General features: G+C 71.6%; 17 protein-coding genes. 12 read left to right on the forward strand and 5 right to left on the reverse strand.

The features are described 5' to 3' along the window. Nucleotides 1-10: 10 nt before the first annotated feature. Nucleotides 11-1,249, reverse strand: coding sequence for a glycosyltransferase 87 family protein (locus tag ACIPWY_RS09105; protein ID WP_401532552.1), 1,239 nt, complete (start codon nucleotides 1,247-1,249; stop codon nucleotides 11-13). Nucleotides 1,250-1,327: 78 nt separating this feature from the next. Between ACIPWY_RS09105 and ACIPWY_RS09110 the strand changes: the two genes are divergently transcribed. Then, nucleotides 1,328-2,470, forward strand: a complete 1,143-nt coding sequence (locus ACIPWY_RS09110; protein WP_362899991.1) for a glycosyltransferase family 4 protein — start codon at nucleotides 1,328-1,330, stop codon at nucleotides 2,468-2,470. 88 nt (nucleotides 2,471-2,558) lie between these two features. Here the strand turns inward: ACIPWY_RS09110 and ACIPWY_RS09115 are convergent, their stop codons facing one another. Beyond that, the gene (locus ACIPWY_RS09115) at nucleotides 2,559-4,355 is read right to left on the reverse strand and encodes an AMP-dependent synthetase/ligase (RefSeq protein ID WP_393698442.1); all 1,797 of its coding nucleotides are present in this window, start codon (nucleotides 4,353-4,355) and stop codon (nucleotides 2,559-2,561) included. A 308-nt stretch (nucleotides 4,356-4,663) separates the two neighbouring features. Here ACIPWY_RS09115 and ACIPWY_RS09120 point away from each other — a divergent pair, with 308 nt between their 5' ends. The 6 genes from ACIPWY_RS09120 (at nucleotide 4,664) to ACIPWY_RS09145 (ending at nucleotide 9,575) form a co-directional block, all read left to right on the forward strand. Then, nucleotides 4,664-5,425, forward strand: a complete 762-nt coding sequence (locus ACIPWY_RS09120) for a metallophosphoesterase (protein WP_362899995.1) — start codon at nucleotides 4,664-4,666, stop codon at nucleotides 5,423-5,425. Nucleotides 5,426-5,505: 80 nt separating this feature from the next. Further along, nucleotides 5,506-5,940: an SRPBCC family protein gene (locus ACIPWY_RS09125; RefSeq protein ID WP_362899997.1), complete on the forward strand. Its 435-nt coding sequence runs from the start codon at nucleotides 5,506-5,508 to the stop codon at nucleotides 5,938-5,940. 55 nt (nucleotides 5,941-5,995) lie between these two features. Continuing rightward, a complete protein-coding gene (locus ACIPWY_RS09130; protein ID WP_362899999.1) occupies nucleotides 5,996-7,162 on the forward strand; it encodes an ArsA-related P-loop ATPase in 1,167 nt (388 codons plus the stop codon). Nucleotides 7,163-7,248: 86 nt separating this feature from the next. Next, entirely contained in the window at nucleotides 7,249-7,734 is a 486-nt protein-coding gene (locus ACIPWY_RS09135; protein ID WP_362900001.1) for a DUF5304 domain-containing protein, read from the forward strand. 53 nt (nucleotides 7,735-7,787) lie between these two features. Continuing rightward, nucleotides 7,788-8,741 (forward strand): ROK family glucokinase, encoded by a 954-nt coding sequence (locus tag ACIPWY_RS09140; RefSeq protein WP_362900003.1) that lies wholly within the window; start codon nucleotides 7,788-7,790, stop codon nucleotides 8,739-8,741. Nucleotides 8,742-8,816: 75 nt separating this feature from the next. Then, entirely contained in the window at nucleotides 8,817-9,575 is a 759-nt protein-coding gene (locus ACIPWY_RS09145) for an endonuclease/exonuclease/phosphatase family protein (RefSeq protein WP_362900005.1), read from the forward strand. Nucleotides 9,576-9,581: 6 nt separating this feature from the next. Here the strand turns inward: ACIPWY_RS09145 and ACIPWY_RS09150 are convergent, their stop codons facing one another. Both ACIPWY_RS09150 and ACIPWY_RS09155 read right to left on the reverse strand, forming a co-directional pair. Beyond that, complete coding sequence (locus ACIPWY_RS09150; protein WP_393698446.1) at nucleotides 9,582-10,313, reverse strand: hypothetical protein; 732 nt, start codon at nucleotides 10,311-10,313, stop codon at nucleotides 9,582-9,584. Beyond that, complete coding sequence (locus tag ACIPWY_RS09155; RefSeq protein WP_362900097.1) at nucleotides 10,306-11,085, reverse strand: alpha/beta fold hydrolase; 780 nt, start codon at nucleotides 11,083-11,085, stop codon at nucleotides 10,306-10,308. Before ACIPWY_RS09155 ends, ACIPWY_RS09150 begins: the two co-directional genes overlap by 8 nt. A gap of 164 nt (nucleotides 11,086-11,249) precedes the next feature. Here ACIPWY_RS09155 and ACIPWY_RS09160 point away from each other — a divergent pair, with 164 nt between their 5' ends. From ACIPWY_RS09160 to ACIPWY_RS09180, 5 genes are all read left to right on the forward strand, one after another. Next, nucleotides 11,250-12,008: a lysophospholipid acyltransferase family protein gene (locus tag ACIPWY_RS09160; protein ID WP_362900099.1), complete on the forward strand. Its 759-nt coding sequence runs from the start codon at nucleotides 11,250-11,252 to the stop codon at nucleotides 12,006-12,008. A 72-nt stretch (nucleotides 12,009-12,080) separates the two neighbouring features. Next, entirely contained in the window at nucleotides 12,081-13,307 is a 1,227-nt protein-coding gene (gene macS, locus ACIPWY_RS09165; RefSeq protein WP_362900007.1) for a MacS family sensor histidine kinase, read from the forward strand. Then, nucleotides 13,304-13,999: a response regulator transcription factor gene (locus tag ACIPWY_RS09170; protein ID WP_362900009.1), complete on the forward strand. Its 696-nt coding sequence runs from the start codon at nucleotides 13,304-13,306 to the stop codon at nucleotides 13,997-13,999. The genes macS and ACIPWY_RS09170 overlap by 4 nt, the downstream gene beginning before the upstream one ends. A gap of 172 nt (nucleotides 14,000-14,171) precedes the next feature. Next, nucleotides 14,172-15,200: a 6-phosphofructokinase gene (locus ACIPWY_RS09175; protein ID WP_393698449.1), complete on the forward strand. Its 1,029-nt coding sequence runs from the start codon at nucleotides 14,172-14,174 to the stop codon at nucleotides 15,198-15,200. A 97-nt stretch (nucleotides 15,201-15,297) separates the two neighbouring features. Then, the gene (locus tag ACIPWY_RS09180) at nucleotides 15,298-16,302 is read left to right on the forward strand and encodes a 2-hydroxyacid dehydrogenase (RefSeq protein WP_362900013.1); all 1,005 of its coding nucleotides are present in this window, start codon (nucleotides 15,298-15,300) and stop codon (nucleotides 16,300-16,302) included. Here ACIPWY_RS09180 and ACIPWY_RS09185 read toward each other — a convergent pair. Beyond that, nucleotides 16,248-18,233 (reverse strand): anthranilate synthase family protein, encoded by a 1,986-nt coding sequence (locus ACIPWY_RS09185; RefSeq protein ID WP_401532558.1) that lies wholly within the window; start codon nucleotides 18,231-18,233, stop codon nucleotides 16,248-16,250. The two genes, ACIPWY_RS09180 and ACIPWY_RS09185, sit on opposite strands and share 55 nt — an antisense overlap. Nucleotides 18,234-18,278: the final 45 nt, after the last annotated feature.

Raw genomic sequence — 18,278 nt, forward strand, 5'->3', positions numbered from 1 at the left:
ACGAGAGGATCTACGACGCCAGCAGACTCTCGTCGCGGGTCGGCTGTGGCGACGGCGGCTGTTCGCCCCGGTGCGGCTCCGTGACCGTCTGCCGCCACAGGCGCCGGGCGGCGGTCAGTGAGGCGGCGACCAGCAGGCCGTTGCGTACGAGGATCAGGCCGAGGCCGAGGCCGTCGCCGCCCACGACATGTGCGAAGCCCAGCGGGAACTCCAGGAACGTCACGAGCGACGCCGCCAGGACCAGGCAGGCGGGCGGGGTCATCCGGCTCGCGGAGAACACCGTCGACACCGCGGCCAGACCCGTCAGCCACAGCATGTACTGGGGGCTGATCACCCAGCTCGTCGTCGTGAACAGCAGCACCGCGACGAACGCCGCGTCCGCGAGCGTGCCCGGCGCCCAGGCCCGCGCCCTCAGCCGCCACATCAGGAGCCAGCCGAACGCGGCCAGAGTCAGCACCTGCGCGACCACGCTCACGACGTCCACGTAGGGGCCGAGGAACTCCATCGACCCGTAGTGCAGCCCGACTGAACCCGGCCAGCCGAACTGCCGCGCCACATGGAACACCAGCGCGCCGAGGGACTCGACCTCCGTGCCGCGGTCGCGCTGGGAGGTGAGGAAGTCGAGCGCGCCCGGCATCGCCGCCGCGAACACGAGGACGAGGGCACCGGCCGTGAGGGCCGCGCTGCCCCAGGAGACCCGTGTGACGCGGCCGCGACGGGTCCCGAGCAGCAGGAGCACGGGCCACACCTTGAGCAGTGCGCCGAGCCCCGTGAGCGCCCCCATGACGCGCGGATGCCGGGCCCCGGCCAGCAGCGCGGCGACCGCGACCGCGGTGACCATGACGTCGTAGCGGGCGTACGCGGTCGGACCCAGCAACGGCACGCCCGCCACCCACACCCACGCCCCGCGCCACGACCTGCCCGGCCGCCCGCCCGCGGACACCAGGAGCCCGAAGGTGACCGCGTCCGCGAGGAGGGCGAGCACGTAGAACGCGGTGGCGTAGGACAGGAAGGGCAGGAGGGCGGGGGAGAGGATCGCGCCCGCGGCGGCGGGCGGGTACTGCCAGGTGACGTCGTCCAGCGGGAAGGTGCCCGTGCGCAGGACCCCGTACCAGTTGCGGTAGATGACGGAGACGTCGGTCGTCACGTCGGGACCCGGGACCGTGATCACCTTCAGGACGCACAGGAGGAGCAGCGCCCTGGTCGCGGCCCACACCAGCACCGCGCGGACCGGGATTCTCGGCATCATTCGGGCCATGATGCCCGGAAGAACTGTGCAGGGGCCATGAAGCACGGCCCACCGGCGCGTTAGGTACTGTCGGCGGCGATGCACAAGACCCTGATCGTGACCAACGACTTCCCGCCCCGGCCCGGTGGCATCCAGGCGTTCCTGCACAACATGGCGCTCCGTCTGGACCCCGAACAGCTCGTCGTCTACGCCTCCACCTGGAAGCGCACCCGCGAGGGCGTCGAGGCGACCGCGGCCTTCGACGCCGAGCAGCCCTTCACCGTCGTGCGCGACCGTACGACGATGCTGCTGCCGACGCCCCGCGTCACCCGGCGCGCGGTGGGCCTGCTCCGGGAGCACGGCTGTACGTCGGTGTGGTTCGGGGCCGCGGCCCCGCTCGGCCTGATGGCTCCCGCGCTGCGCAAGGCCGGCGCGCAGCGCCTGGTGGCCACCACGCACGGGCACGAGGCCGGCTGGGCGCAACTGCCCGCGTCCCGCGGGCTCCTGCGCCGCATCGGTGAGTCGACGGACACGATCACGTATCTCGGCGAGTACACGCGGTCGCGGATCGCCGCCGCGCTGACGCCCGCCGCGGCGGGGCGGATGGTGCAGCTGCCGCCGGGCGTGGACGAGAAGACGTTCCACCCCGGCTCCGGCGGCGCCCTGGTGCGCGCGCGCCTCGGACTGACCGACCGGCCCGTCGTCGTGTGCGTCTCGCGGCTCGTGCCGCGCAAGGGGCAGGACACGCTGATCCTCGCGATGCCGCGGATCCTGGCAGCCGTCCCGGACGCGGTGCTGCTCGTGGTGGGCGGTGGCCCGTACGAGAAGGAGCTGCGCAGGCTCGCCGTGGAGACGGGCGTCACCGACTCGGTGCGCTTCACCGGGGCGGTGCCGTGGTCGGAGCTGCCCGCGCACTACGGGGCGGGCGACGTGTTCGCCATGCCGTGCCGGACCCGGCGGGGCGGCCTCGACGTCGAGGGCCTCGGCATCGTCTACCTGGAGGCGTCGGCGACCGGCCTGCCGGTCGTGGCGGGCGACTCCGGCGGCGCGCCGGACGCGGTGCTCGACGGGGAGACGGGCTGGGTCGTGAAGGGCGGCGACGCGGAGGACTCCGCGGACCGGATCATCACGCTCCTCGGCGACCCGGAGTTGCGGCGGCGCATGGGGGAGCGGGGGCGCGAGTGGGTCGAGGAGAAGTGGCGGTGGGACTTGTTGGCTGAGCGGTTGCGCGGGCTGTTGTAAGGGTTCGAAGAACGCCGGACGGGCTGGAGTCATCCAGCCCGTCCGGCGTTCGAGGACAAGGGACGCGGGGGCGGAGCCCCCGCACAGCTCAGCCCCGGTAGAGCGCCTCGATCTCGTCGGCGTAGTCCTTCGCCACCACGTTCCGCTTCAGCTTCAGGGACGGCGTCAGGTGGCCCGACTCCTCCGTGAACTGGGTCGGCAGAATACGGAACTTGCGGACCGACTCCGCCTTGGAGACCGCCGCGTTGCCGTCGTCCACGGCCGCCTGGATCGCCGCGAGGAGATCCGCGTCGTCCCGCAGCGACACCGCCGTCGAGTCGGCCGGCTTGCCGTGGTCGGTGGCCCAGCGCCCCAGGAACTCGTCGTCGACCGTGACGAGCGCGCCGACGAAGGGGCGCCCGTCGCCGACGACCATGCACTCGGCGACCAGGGCGTGCGCACGGATGCGGTCCTCGATGACGGCCGGGGCGACGTTCTTGCCGCCCGCCGTCACGATGATCTCCTTCTTGCGGCCGGTGATCCGGAGGTAGCCGTCCTCGTCGAGCGTGCCGATGTCGCCCGTGTGGAACCAGCCGTCGGCCAGGGCTTCGGCCGTCGCGGCCTCGTTGTTCCAGTACCCGGTGAACAGGTGCTCGCCGTGCAGCAGGACCTCGCCGTCGTCGGCGATGCGGACGACCGAGCCGGGCAGCGGCTGGCCGACCGTGCCGATCTTCTGCCGGTCCCACGGGTTGAACGCGGTGGCGGCGCAGGACTCGGTCAGGCCGTAGCCCTCCAGGACCGTGAAGCCGATGCCGCGGAAGAAGTGGCCGAGGCGCTCGCCGAGCGGGGCGCCACCGGAGATCGCGTACTCGCCGCGGCCGCCGAGGACGGCGCGCAGCTTGGAGTAGACGAGCTTGTCGAACGTCTTGTACTTCAGCTTCAGACCGATGGACGGGCCCTTGGGGGTGTCCAGGGCACGGCTGTACTCGATGGCCGTGTCGGCAGCCTTGTCGAAGATCTTGCCCTTGCCGTCGGCCTGCGCCTTGGCGCGCGCCGAGTTGTAGACCTTCTCGAAGACGCGCGGCACACCCAGGATCAACGTCGGCCGGAACGCGGCCAGTTCATCGGTGAGGTGCTTGATGTCGGGGGCGTGGCCCAGCTTGATCGGGGCCATCAGCGAGGCGACCTCGACCAGGCGGCCGAAGACGTGCGCGACGGGCAGGAAGAGGAGCACCGAGCACTCGCCGGTACGGAACAGGGGCTTGAGGCGCTCGACGACGTTCCCGCACTCGGCGAAGAAGCTGCGGTGCGTGAGGACACAGCCCTTGGGGCGGCCCGTGGTGCCCGAGGTGTAGACGATCGTCGCCGGGTCGTCGGCCTTCGCCACGGCGCTGCGCTCGTCGACGGTCACGTCGGGGACGCCGGCGCCCGCGCGGTCCAGCTCCTGGACACCGCCGGCGTCGATCTGCCAGACGTGGGCGAGACCGGGAAGGCCGTCGCGCACGGACTCGACGGTGGCCTCGTGCGCGGCGCTCTCCACCACGCAGGCCACGGCGCCGGAGTCGCCGAGTATCCACTGGATCTGCTCGGCGGAGCTGGTCTCGTACACGGGGACGGTGATCGCGCCGGCGCTCCAGATCGCGAAGTCGAGGAGCGTCCACTCGTAACGGGTACGGGACATCAGGCCGACCCGGTCGCCCGGCTGCACGCCGGAGGCGATCAGGCCCTTGGCGGCGGACCGCACCTCCGCGAGGAAGGTGGTGGCAGTGACGTCCTGCCAGGTGCCGTTCACCTTGCGGGCGATGACGGCGACGTCAGGGTGCTGCGCGGCGTTTCTGCGGACGATGTCGGTCAGATTGCCGTCCGCAGGGACCTCGTACAGGGCCGGAAGGCTGAACTCGCGCAAGACTGCTGCTCCTCATAGGGCACCGGCGCCACGGCATTGTGTGAGTCGACGATGCGGTCCAAGATCGGGCAGGTGCTCAGCTGCTGAAGCAGTGGTAGTTCAGTGGTTGAAACGCTGAGCACTACTGGACTGCCCGGACGTTACCCATCGGTACTGCTGTTCCGGTAGGGGGTCCAGGCGAGATGTTCGCTGCGTCACACGCCGTGCAATTGCTCCGCCGACCCTAGTCCACCGGATCGGCGAATAGGAAGTAACCGCAGGTCCAGCCCCCTCTACCCACGATTCCCACACAGTTCTAGGGTGATCGCATGCGCGTACATGTGGTCAGCGATGTGCACGGAAACTCCACAGACCTCGCCCGGGCGGGAGACGGGGCGGACGCTCTCGTCTGCCTCGGTGACCTGGTGCTCTTCCTCGACTACGCAGATCACTCGCGCGGCATCTTCCCCGATCTCTTCGGAGTGGAGAACGCGCACCGCATCGTCGAACTGCGCACCGCACGCCGCTTCGAGGAGGCACGCGTGTTCGGTGCCGGGCTCTGGGCCGGGATCGATCGGGGGACCGCCATCGAGACGGCGGTGCGCAAGCAGTACGCCGAGCTCTTCGCGGCGTTCCCCACACCGACGTACGCCACCTACGGCAACGTGGACATCCCGCACCTGTGGTCCGAGTACGCGGGCCCCGGAACCACCGTCCTCGACGGCGAACGCGCCGAGATCGGCGGCCTCGTCTTCGGCTTCGTAGGCGGCGGGCTGCGCAGCGCCATGCGCACGCCGTACGAGATCAGCGACGAGGAGTACGCCGCCAAGATCGAGGCCGTCGGGGAGGTCGACGTGCTGTGCACCCACATCCCGCCGGACGTTCCCGAACTCGTCTATGACACCGTCGCGCGCCGCTTCGAGCGCGGCAGCCGCGCCCTCCTGGAGGCGATCCGGCGCACCCGTCCCCGCTACTCCCTGTTCGGCCACGTCCACCAGCCACTCGCCCGCCGCATGCGGATCGGGGCGACCGAGTGCGTCAACGTCGGCCACTTCGCGGGTTCGGGCAGGCCCTGGGCCCTGGAGTGGTGACAGGGCCGCCTCCGGTGCGCGGTAGCCTTCACGCGATACACACCACCCCTCAGCGGACCGCATCTGGAGGAGCCACCGCGATGGCGGAACACACCAGCTCGAGCATCACGATCGAGGCGGCACCGGCCGATGTCATGGGGGTGATCGCCGACTTCGCCCGCTACCCCGACTGGACGGGAGAGGTGAAGGAGGCCGAGGTCCTCGCCACGGACGGCGCGGGCCGCGCCGAGCAGGTGCGCCTCGTCATGGACGCCGGAGCGATCAAGGACGACCAGACCCTGGCCTACACCTGGACCGGGGACAACGAGGTCTCCTGGACCCTGGTCAAGTCCCAGATGCTGCGCTCCCTCGACGGCACGTACCTCCTCAAGCCGGCCGGCACGGGCACCGAGGTCACCTACCGCCTGACGGTCGACGTCAAGATCCCCATGCTCGGCATGATCAAGCGCAAGGCCGAGAAGGTCATCATCGACCGCGCCCTCGCCGGCCTGAAGAAGCGCGTGGAGACGAAGTAGTTCCACTCCGGCGGGCCGCGTGGGGCGACCTTCGCCCCAGGTAGCCTCACACCTCATGCGCACCGTTCTGGTAACCGGCCCCGGCGGCTCCGGCCGGACCACCGCCGCCGCGGCCACGGCTCTCACCGCCGCGCGCCGCGGAGCCCGCACCCTCGTGCTCTCGGCGGACCCCACGGACACCCTCGGCGCCGCCCTCGCCACCCCCACGAGCGCGGCGCCGACGTCCGTCGAACCCGGTCTCACCGCGATACGTCTCGCTCCGGCGGACCGCTTCCGCGAGGACCTCGCCGGCTTTCAGGAAAAGGCCGCGTCCGCCCTCGACCTCCTGGGCGCCACCCGCCTCGACGCCGAGGAGCTCACCCCGCTGCCCGGCAGCCACGAACTCGCCCTGCTCCGCGCACTGCGCGACAGTTCCCACGGCCCCTACGACCTGGTCGTCGTCGACCTCCCAGCGGCGCCGCAGGCCCTCGCCCTGCTCGCCCTGCCGGAACAGCTGCGCCGCTACCTGCGCCGCCTGCTCCCCCCGGAACGGCAGGCGGCCCGCGCCCTGCGCCCCCTCCTCGGCCGCCTCGCCGGCGTCCCCATGCCCGCGGAGTGGCTGTACGAGACAGCGGACCGCTGGGACACCGAACTCGCCGCCGTCCAGGCCGTGATCGAGGACCCGCGCACGACCGTGCGCCTCGTCGCAGAGCCCACGCCCGCCGCGGCCGACGCCCTGCTCACCACGACCACCGCTCTCGCCCTGCACGGCCTGCGCACCGACGCGCTGCTCGCCTCCCGCCTGCTCCCCGACGGCTCCACCGACCCGTGGCTCACCGACGCCGCCGCACGCCAGCGCAAGGTCGTCGCCGCCTGGCAGGGCACGTACGACGTGCATGAGCTGCCCCATCTGGGCCGTGACCCGCGCGGCGCCGACGACCTGGCCGCCCTCGGCGCACCGCCGGTCGCGCCCGCTCCGCCGGCCACCGCCTGGCCCGTGGAGGACCGCATCGCCGACGACGGCGTCCTCGTGTGGCACCTGCCGCTGCCCGGCACCGTCCGCGAGGACCTCGGTCTGGTGCGGCGCGGCGACGAACTCGTCGTCACCGCCGGACCGCTCCGCCGCATCGTCGCCCTGCCGTCGGCGCTGCGCCGCTGCACCGTCGCCGGCGCCGGCCTGCGCGACGGCGTCCTGCGCATAAGGTTCACCCCCGACCCCGGCCTGTGGCCGCAACGACGATGAACGGACCACCGCCGTTCGGGTAACGTCGAAGGTACGCACCCACCTGGTATGCACCCACCCATACGTTCTCGCAGGAGTCAGCCGCCATGAGCGACGCCACCGAGCAGCCAACCCCCGAGGCCGACGCCGACGCGTGGGAGAAGGCATGCGCCGAGGACCTCGCGGAGGAGAAGGCCCGCCGCCGTGCCCAGCACGGGCCCCCGCCCGGCTCGGCCGCCGAGGAGCTGCGCAAGCTCGTCGACGCCGTCGCCGAGAAGCTTTCGGGGCTCCAGAGCCCTCTTCTCGGCGCCGTCGCCCAGGGCACCGCGCAGCAGGTCGTCAGCCAGGTCGTCAAGCAGGCGAAGGCCGCCGTCGAGCCCGTCGTCGAGCGCAACCCCGAGGTCTTCGACCACCTCGCGGCCGCGGGCAGTGAACTGCTCGCCGCCTACCGCTCCGCCGTCGAGCGCCAGGAGCAGCGCTGGACCCAGCGCTCGTCCGGTGCCCAGCCCGGACGGGCCGCCGGGGACGGCACGGACCCCCGTGACGAGGGCCCCGAGGCCCCGCCGCCCGGCGAACACATCGACCTCGACTGAGAACCGCTCGGGTACGGTGGGCCGTAGCGGGGCTCGACCGAACTGAGGGATTCATGGGACTCACCATCGGCGTCGACATCGGCGGCACAAAGATCGCGGCCGGCGTGGTCGACGAGGAAGGCAACATCCTCTCGACCTTCAAGGTGCCGACTCCCAGCACGTCCGAGGCCATCGTTGACGCGATCGCCTCGGCCGTCGAGGGCGCACGGGCAGGACACGAGATCGTCGGCGTGGGCATCGGCGCCGCCGGATACGTCAACCGCCAGCGCTCCACGGTCTACTTCGCGCCCAACATCGACTGGCGCCAGGAACCGCTGAAGGAAGAGGTCGAGAAGCGGGTCGGCCTGCCGGTCGTCGTCGAGAACGACGCCAACGCCGCCGCCTGGGGCGAATACAAGTTCGGCGCGGGCAAGGGCCACCGGAACGTCATCTGCATCACGCTCGGCACCGGCCTCGGCGGCGGCATCATCATCGGCAACAAGCTGCGCCGCGGCCACTTCGGTGTGGCCGCCGAGTTCGGCCACATCCGGATGGTCCCGGACGGCCTGCTGTGCGGCTGCGGCAGCCAGGGCTGCTGGGAGCAGTACGCCTCCGGCCGCGCGCTCGTCCGTTACGCCAAGCAGCGCGCCAACGCGACCCCGGAGAACGCCGAGATCCTGCTCGCGCTGGGCGACGGCACCCCCGACGGCATCGAGGGCAAACACATCTCGGTCGCCGCGCGCCAGGGCGACCCGGTGGCGGTGGACTCGTACCGCGAGCTGGCCCGCTGGGCCGGCGCGGGCCTCGCCGACCTGGCCTCGCTGTTCGACCCGTCCGCGTTCATCGTCGGCGGCGGACTCTCGGACGAGGGCGAGCTCGTCCTCGACCCGATCCGCAAGTCCTACAAGCGCTGGCTCGTCGGCGGCAACTGGCGCCCCGTGGCGGACGTCATCGCGGCCCAGCTCGGCAACAAGGCGGGCATGGTCGGAGCGGCGGACCTGGCACGGGAGCCGGACCCCATCATGTGACACCGGCTGCCTCAGTCACCGGACGCCCGCCGTTTCCCCGGAGAAACGGCGGGCGTTCGTCGTATCTTGATCGTCATGGTCACCGGATCACTCCCCAACTCCCGCACCGAGCCCGACGGTTCGGCCGTCGTCCGGGTGCTCAGCTACAACATCCGCTCGATGCGCGACGACACCGCCGCACTCGCCCGCGTCATCGTGGCCTGCGCCCCGGACCTGGTCCTGATCCAGGAAGCGCCCCGATTCTTCCGCTGGCGCAAGAAGCTCGCCCGGCTCGCGGCCGCCTCCGACCTGGTGATCCTCTCGGGCGGCGCGAGCGCGGCGGGACCGGCGCTGCTCTGCTCCCTGCGCGCCACCGTCGAACGCACCGAGGACGTCCTGCTCCCGCTCACCCCCGGACTGCACCGGCGTGGCTTCGCGACCGCCGTCGTCCGCTTCGGCGGCTCCAGGATCGGCGTACTGAGCTGCCATCTGAGCCTGCAGAAGGACGAGCGGTACGCGCAGGGCGGGATCCTCCTCGACCGGCTCGCCGGGCTGGGCGTCGAGCACGCCGTCGCGGGCGGTGACCTCAACGAACGCCCTGGTGGCCGCACCTTCCGACGCCTCGCGGAAGCTCTCCAGGATGCCTGGGCGACGAAGCCGTGGCTCGGCGAGTACACCTCGACGCCATCCGACCCGCATCAGCGCATCGACGCGATCTTCGCGACACCGGGCGTCGAGGTCCTCGGCTGCGGGGTCCCGGTGGGGATGCCGGGGGTGAGCGAGGACGACCTGAGGGCGGCCACGGACCATCTGCCGGTCCTGGCCGCCCTCAGGGTTCCCGCCGCCCGGGACTGACGCGGGTCAGACGACCGCGCCGCGCCCCGGATCGTCGTCGTCATCGTCGCCCTGCATACGCATCACGAGCGTGCCGAAGCCGCCGAGGAAGCCACCGATGCAGACCGTCGTCAGCCACCAGGTCATCTGCCAGCCGAGGAGCACGGCAAGCAGCATCAGGACCGGGCCGCCGATCACGGCGAGCCACGCGAACTTGGCGGTGACGTCGGCCTCGGGCAGCGGCGGGGGCTCCGGAGGCACGAAGTGGCCCTCGTCGTCCTCGTCGCCGTCGGACGGCTCGGCCGGCGTGTGATCGCGTGGGCCGCCGCCGACGCCGGGTGCGAAGGAGACCGAGGAGCCCAGGGGCGTCACCGGCTTGCCGGCCTTTCCGGCGTCCGGCTGCGCACCCTTCGACTCCGGGTCGCCCGGCTCCGAGCCGTTCGTCTCCGGGTCGGGCAGGGCCAGGTCCTCGATCGACTTGAACGGCTTGGCCCCCGGCGGGTCCGGCGGCTCCTCGCCGTACCCGGCGACGATGGCGGCCCAGACTGCGTCCTCGTCCACGGGCTCGCCGGCGCCCCCGGCAGCCGCGGCTGCCGCTGCGGCCGCATCCGCGGACGGCTGCTGCTCCTTGCCGAGCTGCTCCTTGCCGAGCTGCGCCGGACCGGGCGGCGCCGTGCCCGACGCCGCCGTCTCGGCGGACGCGTCCTCCGGCTCGCGGCTCTCGTCGCCGGCGGGTTCACGTCGGTCCTGCTCAGCCACCGGTGGCCGTCCCTTCCTTACCGACACTGGGGGCGAACCGGCCGATGAACGCATAGCTCTCGTCGAAGATCCGGTCCGCGTCATGGTCCAACGTCGCGACGTGGTAGCTCTGTTCCAGCAGGACTTCCTTGACGTCCGTGGAGGAGATCCGGCTGAGGACGCGGGCCGAGTCGACGGGCGGCACCACATGGTCCTGTGTGCTGTGCAGGACCACCAACGGCTGTGTCACCTGCGGCAGTTCACGGTCGACGATCCGGAAGAAGTTCCGCAGGGAGTGCGCGGCGTGCAGCGGCACCCGGTCGTACCCGATCTCCGACGAGCCCTCCTTCGCGATGTCGCTGGCGATCCCCTTCGTCGTGCGCACGAGATGCCGGGCCACCGGGAGGGCGTGCGCGGCGAGGCCGTGCACCTTGTTCCCAGGGTTCACCAGGACCAGGCCCGCCACCTCGTCCCCGTGCTTCGCCGCGAGCCGCAGCGCGAGGGCGGCGCCCATCGACAGACCGAAGACGAAGACCTGGGAGCACCGGTCCCGCAGCTCGCGCAGGGCGCGGTCCACCTCCGCGTACCAGTCCTGCCAGCCGGTGACCTGCATGTCCTCCCAGCGCGTGCCGTGACCGGGCAGCAGGGGGAGCGAGACGGTGAGGCCGCGCTCGGCGAGGTACTCCGCCCAGGGGCGCAGCGACTGCGGGGAACCGGTGAAACCGTGACAGAGGAGGACGCCGACCTCTCCGCCCTCGTGGCGGTACGGCTCGGCTCCAGGAATGACCGGCACCTTCGGTCTCCTGTTCATGAGAGGGGTATCGCCCAGGACCGCGGGCGTACTTCACCGTACGCGACCGGGCTGACACCGACCAGGGCCGTCGGGCCCCCGAGCTGCGGCGCGGGTTAAGGTCTGATCCACAGACACAGGAAGGCAGTGGGTTGATCTACGGCGCAATGAAGGTGGCCATCGGAGGGCCGCTGAAGCTCGGCTTCAGGCCCTGGGTGGAGGGCCTCGAGAACATTCCCGCCGAGGGTCCCGCCATCCTGGCCAGCAACCACCTGTCCTTCTCGGACTCCTTCTTCCTGCCTGCGGTGCTCGACCGCAAGGTCACCTTCATCGCGAAGGCGGAGTACTTCACGACGCCCGGTGTGAAGGGCAAGCTCACGGCCGCGTTCTTCAAGGGCGTCGGCCAGCTCCCCGTGGACCGCTCCGGTTCGCGCGGCGCGGGCGAGGCCGCCATCAAGAGCGGCATCGAGGTCCTGGAGCGGGGCGAGCTCTTCGGTATCTACCCCGAGGGCACCCGCTCGCCCGACGGCCGCCTGTACCGGGGCAAGCCCGGCGGCCTCGCGCGCGTGGCGCTCGCCAGCGGCGCGCCCGTCCTCCCGGTCGCGATGATCGACACCGAGAAGATCCAGCCCCCCGGCAAGGTCCTGCCCAAGCTGATGCGCCCCGGCATCCGCATCGGCAAGCCCCTCGACTTCGGCCGCTACCAGGGCATGGAGCACGACCGGTTCGTGCTGCGGGCCCTGACCGACGAGGTCATGTACGAAATCATGAAGCTCTCCGGCCAGGAGTACGTCGACATGTACGCGACCGCCGCCAAGCGGCAGATCGCGGACGCGGCGAAGGCCGAGGCCAAGGCGGAGAAGGAAGCCAGAGCCGAGAGGGAAGCCGTGGAGAACAAGGGCGGCACGGAACGGCCGGCCTCCTAGCGGCGTCGTCGTTCTGAGAGCCGTCGTTCCGAGGACGGTCGTTGCGGGAGCTGTGGTTCGGGGGGTGGGTGCGTGGCCAGGCGCGAACGCGTGATGAGGATGTCCGTCGAGCAGCCGCTGTGGCGCGCGCTGACGGCGTACCGGCTCCTGACGATGCTGTACGCGATCGGCCTCTTCGTCACCGCACAGGACCGGTTCGTGCGGCCCTGGGTGGCGATCGGCTACTTCGCGGTCCTGGTCGTGTGGACCCTGGCCACCCTGCCGCGCGTCGCGAACGCCGCGAGCTGTACCAAGCGCTTCCTCACCGCCGACCTGATCGTCGCGCTCACCGGCATCCTGCTCACGCCGGTCGCCGTCGAGCACAGCCGGATCGTGTCCGGCGGCCCGACCCTGCCGTCGATCTGGACGGCCGGCGCGGTTCTCGCGTACGCGGTCAAGGGCGGCTGGCGGTGGGCGGCGTTCGCCTCGCTGCTCGTCGGCGTCGCGAACGTGGCGCAGCGCGGCGCCTTCAGCCGCGACACCCTCCACAACGTCCTGCTCGTCTGCATCGCCTCGATCGCCATCGGCTACGTCGTCGAGGTGGCCCGCGCCTCCGAGCGCACCCTCGCCCGGGCTCTGGAGATCGAGGCGGCCACCCGCGAGCGGGAGCGGCTCGCCCGCGACATCCACGACGGCGTGCTCCAGGTCCTCGCCATGGTGCAGCGCCGCGGCACCGCGCTGGGCGGCGAGGCCGCCGAGCTCGGCAGGATGGCCGGCGAGCAGGAGGTCGCCCTGCGGACCCTGGTCGCCGGAGGTCTCGTGCCCGCCTCGCGGGCGTCCGAGGACGCCTCGCAGGGCGCGCTCGTGCGGGCCGTGGAGGAGCCGGACGAGCCGGCCGACACCTCGCCGCGGGATCTGAGGCCGCTGCTCGCGCCGCACGCGGGGTCGCGGGTGAGCTTCGCCGAGCCGGGCGCCCCGGTGTTCCTGGCGCCGGTCGCGGCGAAGGAACTCGCGGCCGCCGTCAGCGCCGCCCTGGACAATGTGCGCAGGCACGCCGGGACGGACGCCCGGGCCTGGATCCTCGTCGAGGACGAGCCCGACGCGGTGATCGTGACGGTCCGCGACGACGGTCCCGGCATCCCGGAAGGGCGTCTCGCGCAGGCCGAGGGGGAGGGGCGGCTCGGCGTCGCCCAGTCCATCCGCGGCCGGCTGCGGGACATCGGCGGCACGGCCGAGCTGATCTCGGTGCCGGGACAGGGCACCGAGGTCGAACTGACAGTTCCGAAGGTTTCACGGGGGAAGGCGGGATCGGGAAGATGACCGAGCAGCAGCGGGAAGGCGCCGCCGCAGGCGCGATCAGGGTCATGGTGGTCGACGACCATCCGATGTGGCGCGACGCCGTCGCGCGGGACCTCGCCGAGGCGGGTTTCGACGTGGTGGCCACCGCGGGCGACGGCGAGCAGGCGGTGCGCCGCGCCGGCGCCGCCGCGCCCGACGTCCTCGTACTCGACCTGAACCTGCCGAAGAAGCCCGGCGTCCAGGTCTGCAAGGAACTCGTCGGCGCCGACCCCGCCCTGCGCGTCCTCGTCCTGTCGGCGAGCGGGGAACACGCCGACGTGCTGGAGGCGGTGAAGTCCGGCGCCACCGGTTATCTGCTGAAGTCGGCGTCCACCGAGGAGCTGACCGACGCGGTGCGCCGCACGGCGGCCGGTGACCCCGTCTTCACCCCGGGGCTCGCGGGTCTCGTCCTCGGCGAGTACCGGCGTCTGGCCTCCGAACCGGCGCCCGCTCCCGGCGCCGACGAGCCCAAGGCCCCGCAGCTCACCGAGCGCGAGACGGAGGTCCTGCGCCTGGTCGCCAAGGGCCTGAGCTACAAGCAGATCGCCGAACGGCTCGTCATCTCCCACCGCACCGTGCAGAACCACGTGCAGAACACCCTGGGCAAACTCCAGTTGCACAACCGCGTGGAGCTGGTCCGGTACGCCATAGAGCGCGGCCTCGACGACGCGTAGCCACCGGGCGCCTAGCCCGATCCCTTTGCCCGGGCCCCTTTGAGGATCACCACACAAAGGTCAACTCCCGCACTCTTCAACGGAAATCACCCTTCACGTGCTGCCGAAGTGACGTGGATCACCATTAGCGTGACCAGGTCAGCTCACAGTGCTGTGGCGAAGGGACATTTCCATGCGGGTCGGAGTACTGACCGGAGGCGGCGACTGCCCCGGACTCAACGCCGTCATCCGGGGCATCGTCCGCAAGGGCGTGCAGGAGTACGGCTATGACTTCGTCGGTTTCCGGGACGGCTGGCGCGGGCCGCTCGAAGGCGACACCGTACAGCTCGACATCCCGGCCGTCCGGGGCATCCTGCCCCGCGGCGGGACCATCCTCGGCTCCTCGCGCACCAACCCCCTCAAGGTCGAGAACGGCATCCGCCGTATCAAGGAGACCCTCGCCAAGGAGGAGGTCGAGGCGCTGATCGCGATCGGCGGCGAGGACACCCTCGGCGTCGCCGCCCGCCTCACCGACGAGTACGGCGTGCCCGTCGTCGGCGTACCGAAGACCATCGACAACGACCTGTCCGCCACCGACTACACCTTCGGCTTCGACACCGCCGTCGGCATCGCCACCGAGGCCATCGACCGGCTGCACACCACCGCCGAGTCCCACATGCGGGTCCTGGTCTGCGAGGTCATGGGCCGCCACGCGGGCTGGATCGCGCTGCACTCGGGCCTCGCCGGCGGGGCCAACGTCATCCTCATCCCCGAGCAGCGCTTCGACGTCGATCAGGTCTGCGCCTGGGTGACCTCCCGCTTCAAGGCCTCGTACGCCCCGATCGTCGTCATCGCCGAGGGCGCCATGCCCAAGGACGGGCAGATGGTCCTCAAGGACAGCTCGCAGGACTCCTTCGGGCACGTCCGCCTCTCCGGCGTCGGCGAATGGCTGGCCAAGGAGGTCGAGCAGCGGACCGGCAAGGAGGCGAGGACCACGGTCCTCGGCCACATCCAGCGCGGCGGCACCCCCAGCGCCTTCGACCGCTGGCTCGCCACCCGCTTCGGGCTGCACGCCATCGAGGCCGTGCGTGACCGCGACTTCGGGAAGATGGTCGCGCTGCGCGGCACGGACATCGTGCGGGTGCCGATCGCCGAGGCGACCGCACGCCTGAAGACGGTCGATCCGGCGCTGTACGAGGAGGTCGGCGTCTTCTTCGGCTGAGGACACGGGCCGCGGCGCCCTGGGCCCTGCTCCTCAGACACCGGGGAGGGGCGGGTTTCGGGGTGCCGTGCCATCAGGCCGTACTTAAACTCCAGCCATGGAGATCCTCGCATTCGGCGTGCAGTCCGACGAGAAGCCCCTCTTGGAGAAGGCGTTCGCGGGCCATCACGAGGTCCGCTGCCTGGACGTCTTCCTCAACGAGGACACGGCCCCCATCGCGGCCGGCTACGAGATCATCTCCACCAGCGTCAACGCCACCCTGAACAACCGCGTCCTGCAGACCCTCGCGGCCGGCGGCACGCAGATGATCGCCCAGCGTTCCACCGGCTTCAACAACATCGACCTCGAGGTCGCCGAGCGCCTCGGCCTGACCGTCGCCCGTGTCTCGTACTACTCGCCGTACTCCGTCGCCGAGTTCGCCTGGACCCTCGCGATGGCCGTCAACCGCCGCATCGTCCGCGCCTCCAACCGCACCCGCGACTTCGACTTCAGGCTCGACGGCCTGATGGGCCGCGACCTGCACGGCCGTACCGTCGGCGTCCTCGGCACCGGCAAGATCGGCGAGGCGTTCACCCGGATCGCCCACGGCTTCGGCATGAAGCTCCTCGGCTGGGACATCGCCGAGAACCCGGCCTGTGTCGAACTCGGCATGAAGTACGCCGACAAGGAGAGCCTCTTCGCCGAGGCCGACCTGATCAGCCTGCACCTACCCCTGCTGCCCGCCACCGAGCACCTCGTCGACAGCGCCGCCCTGCGCACCATGAAGGACGACGCGATCCTGGTGAACTCCAGCCGCGGCGGCCTCATCGACACCAAGGCGCTCGTCTCCGAACTGCGCGAGGGCCGCTTCACAGGCATCGGCCTCGACGTGTACGAGGCCGAGGCCGGGCTCTTCTTCCTCGACAAGTCGCTCGACGTCGTCGAGGACGACACCCTGGCCCGCCTCGTCACCTTCCCGAACGTCCTGGTCACGTCCCATCAGGCGTACTACACCGTGGACGCGGTGAGCCAGATCATCGAGACCACGGTGGCCAACATCCTGGACCATCAGGCGGGCCGGCGCTCCGAGAACGTCCTCGTGCCCTCCGCGCCCAGGAGCTGAGCAAGCAGCTCCCGCACGATGTCGGCCCCGCGCAGCGACAGCACCGACTCCGGGTGGAACTGCACCCCGGCGACAGCGCATCCCAGCTCGCCCGCGGCACGGCGCGGCCCGCGCAGCGCGTGCACCTCGCCGCTCGCCGCGTCCCGGCTCACGTCGAAGCCGTGCGCGGCCAGCTCCGCCGCCGCGTCGTCGTCGCAGCGCGCCACGAAGCTGTTGTAGAAGCCGACGGTCTCGGCCCGCCCGAACAGGTCGATCTCCGTCTGCGCGCCCTGGTACGGCACCTCCTTGCGGACGATGTCCAGGCCCATCTCGGCCGCGATCAGCTCATGGCCGAGGCACACGCCGAGCACGCCGTGCCGGTGATCACGCAGCACCTCGGCGGTCAGCGCGCGCAGGAAACGCATCTTCGGATCCGCCTCGTCACAGGGGTTGCCCGGTCCGGGGCCCAGGACGACGGGCCCCTCATGGGCGAGCACGGCCTCCCGCAGCCCCGGCTCGTCATGGCGCCGCACGGACACGGTCAGCCCCGACGACCGCAGCAGATGCGCCAGCATCGCCGTGAACGTGTCCTCCGCGTCCACCACGAGCGCGTGCCCCTCCAGGGCCGCCGCCGGCTCCTGCATCCGCAGCCAGAACGGCGCCAGCGCCGCCCGTCGCCCGTCGAGCGCCGCCTGCACCCGCGGATCGTCGGCCAGCGCGGGCCGCACGACCTCGCCGCGCGGCCGTCCGGGCCGCACCCCCAGCGCGGCAAGCACCCCGGCCGCCTTCGCGTGCGTCTCCTGGACCTCGCTCGCCGGGTCCGAGCCGCGCACCAGCGTCGCCCCGACCGGCACCCGCAGCCTCCCGCCCGCGTCGATGTCGGCGGTACGGATCAGGATCGGCGAGTCCAGGGTCTGCGCCCCGCCCGCGTCCCGCCCGACCAGCGCGAGCGCCCCCGCGTAGTAGCCGCGCCCGACACCGTCCCGCCCGAGGGGCTCGTACCGCTCGATGACCCGGCACGCGTTCTGCACCGGCGACCCCGTGACGGTCGCCGCGAACATCGTCTCCTTCAGCACGTCGCGCACGTCGAGCGAGGACCGGCCCCTCAACTCGTACTCCGTGTGCGCGAGATGGGCCATCTCCTTCAGGCGCGGGCCGATCACCACCCCGCCCATGTCGCCGACGGTGCACATCATCTTGAGCTCCTCGTCGACCACCATCGACAGCTCCTCGATCTCCTTGCCGTCGGCGAGGAACTCCAGCAGGTGCTCGGGCGTCGGGCCCTCGGCCGGGTAGCGATAGGTCCCACTGATCGGGTTCATCACGACCGTGCCGCCGCTCATCCGCACATGCACCTCGGGGCTCGCCCCGACCAAGGTCCTCTCGCCTGTGTGCACGACGAACGTCCAGTACGCGCCCCGCTCCCCGGCGAGCAGCCGCCGGAACAGCGCGAGCGCGTCCGCCCGCCCGAACCCCCGGATCTCACCTTCGTACGTCCGCCGGATCACGAAGTTGGCGCCCTCGCCCTGCCCGATCTCCTCGCGCAGGACCCGCTCCACGATGTCCGCGTACGCGGCGTCGTCCACGTCGAAGCCGCCGTCCGACACGCGGACGTCATGGGCCGGAAGCTGCGCCAGTACCTCGGCCAGCGGCAGCTCGTAGGTCTCCTCGGGGGTGAGCACCGCGAGCGGGGTGCCGTCGTCGCGGACGTCGAAGCCGCGCTCCCTGATCTGCCGGAACGGCACGAGGGCGAGGCCCTCCGGGATGTCGGCGAGCCGTTCGTACGTGCTCACGGGGCCGATCAGGAGTTCCACGGTGTCGTGGTCGCGGCCCGGCGCGCGGCGGCGCAGCAAAGCGAAAGGGGTCTGCTCGTAGAGCAGTCGGTCAAGGGCGGTGGCGGGCGACGGGCCGGAGAAGGCGCGGTCGTCGTGCAGCTGCTCGGACAGGTCCATGGCGGGTGATTCCTCTTCCAGACTCCGGTGCGGAGAGGAACGGCC

The sequence above is a fragment of the Streptomyces sp. NPDC090032 genome (assembly GCF_044748025.1).
In the GTDB taxonomy this organism is placed as follows: domain Bacteria; phylum Actinomycetota; class Actinomycetes; order Streptomycetales; family Streptomycetaceae; genus Streptomyces.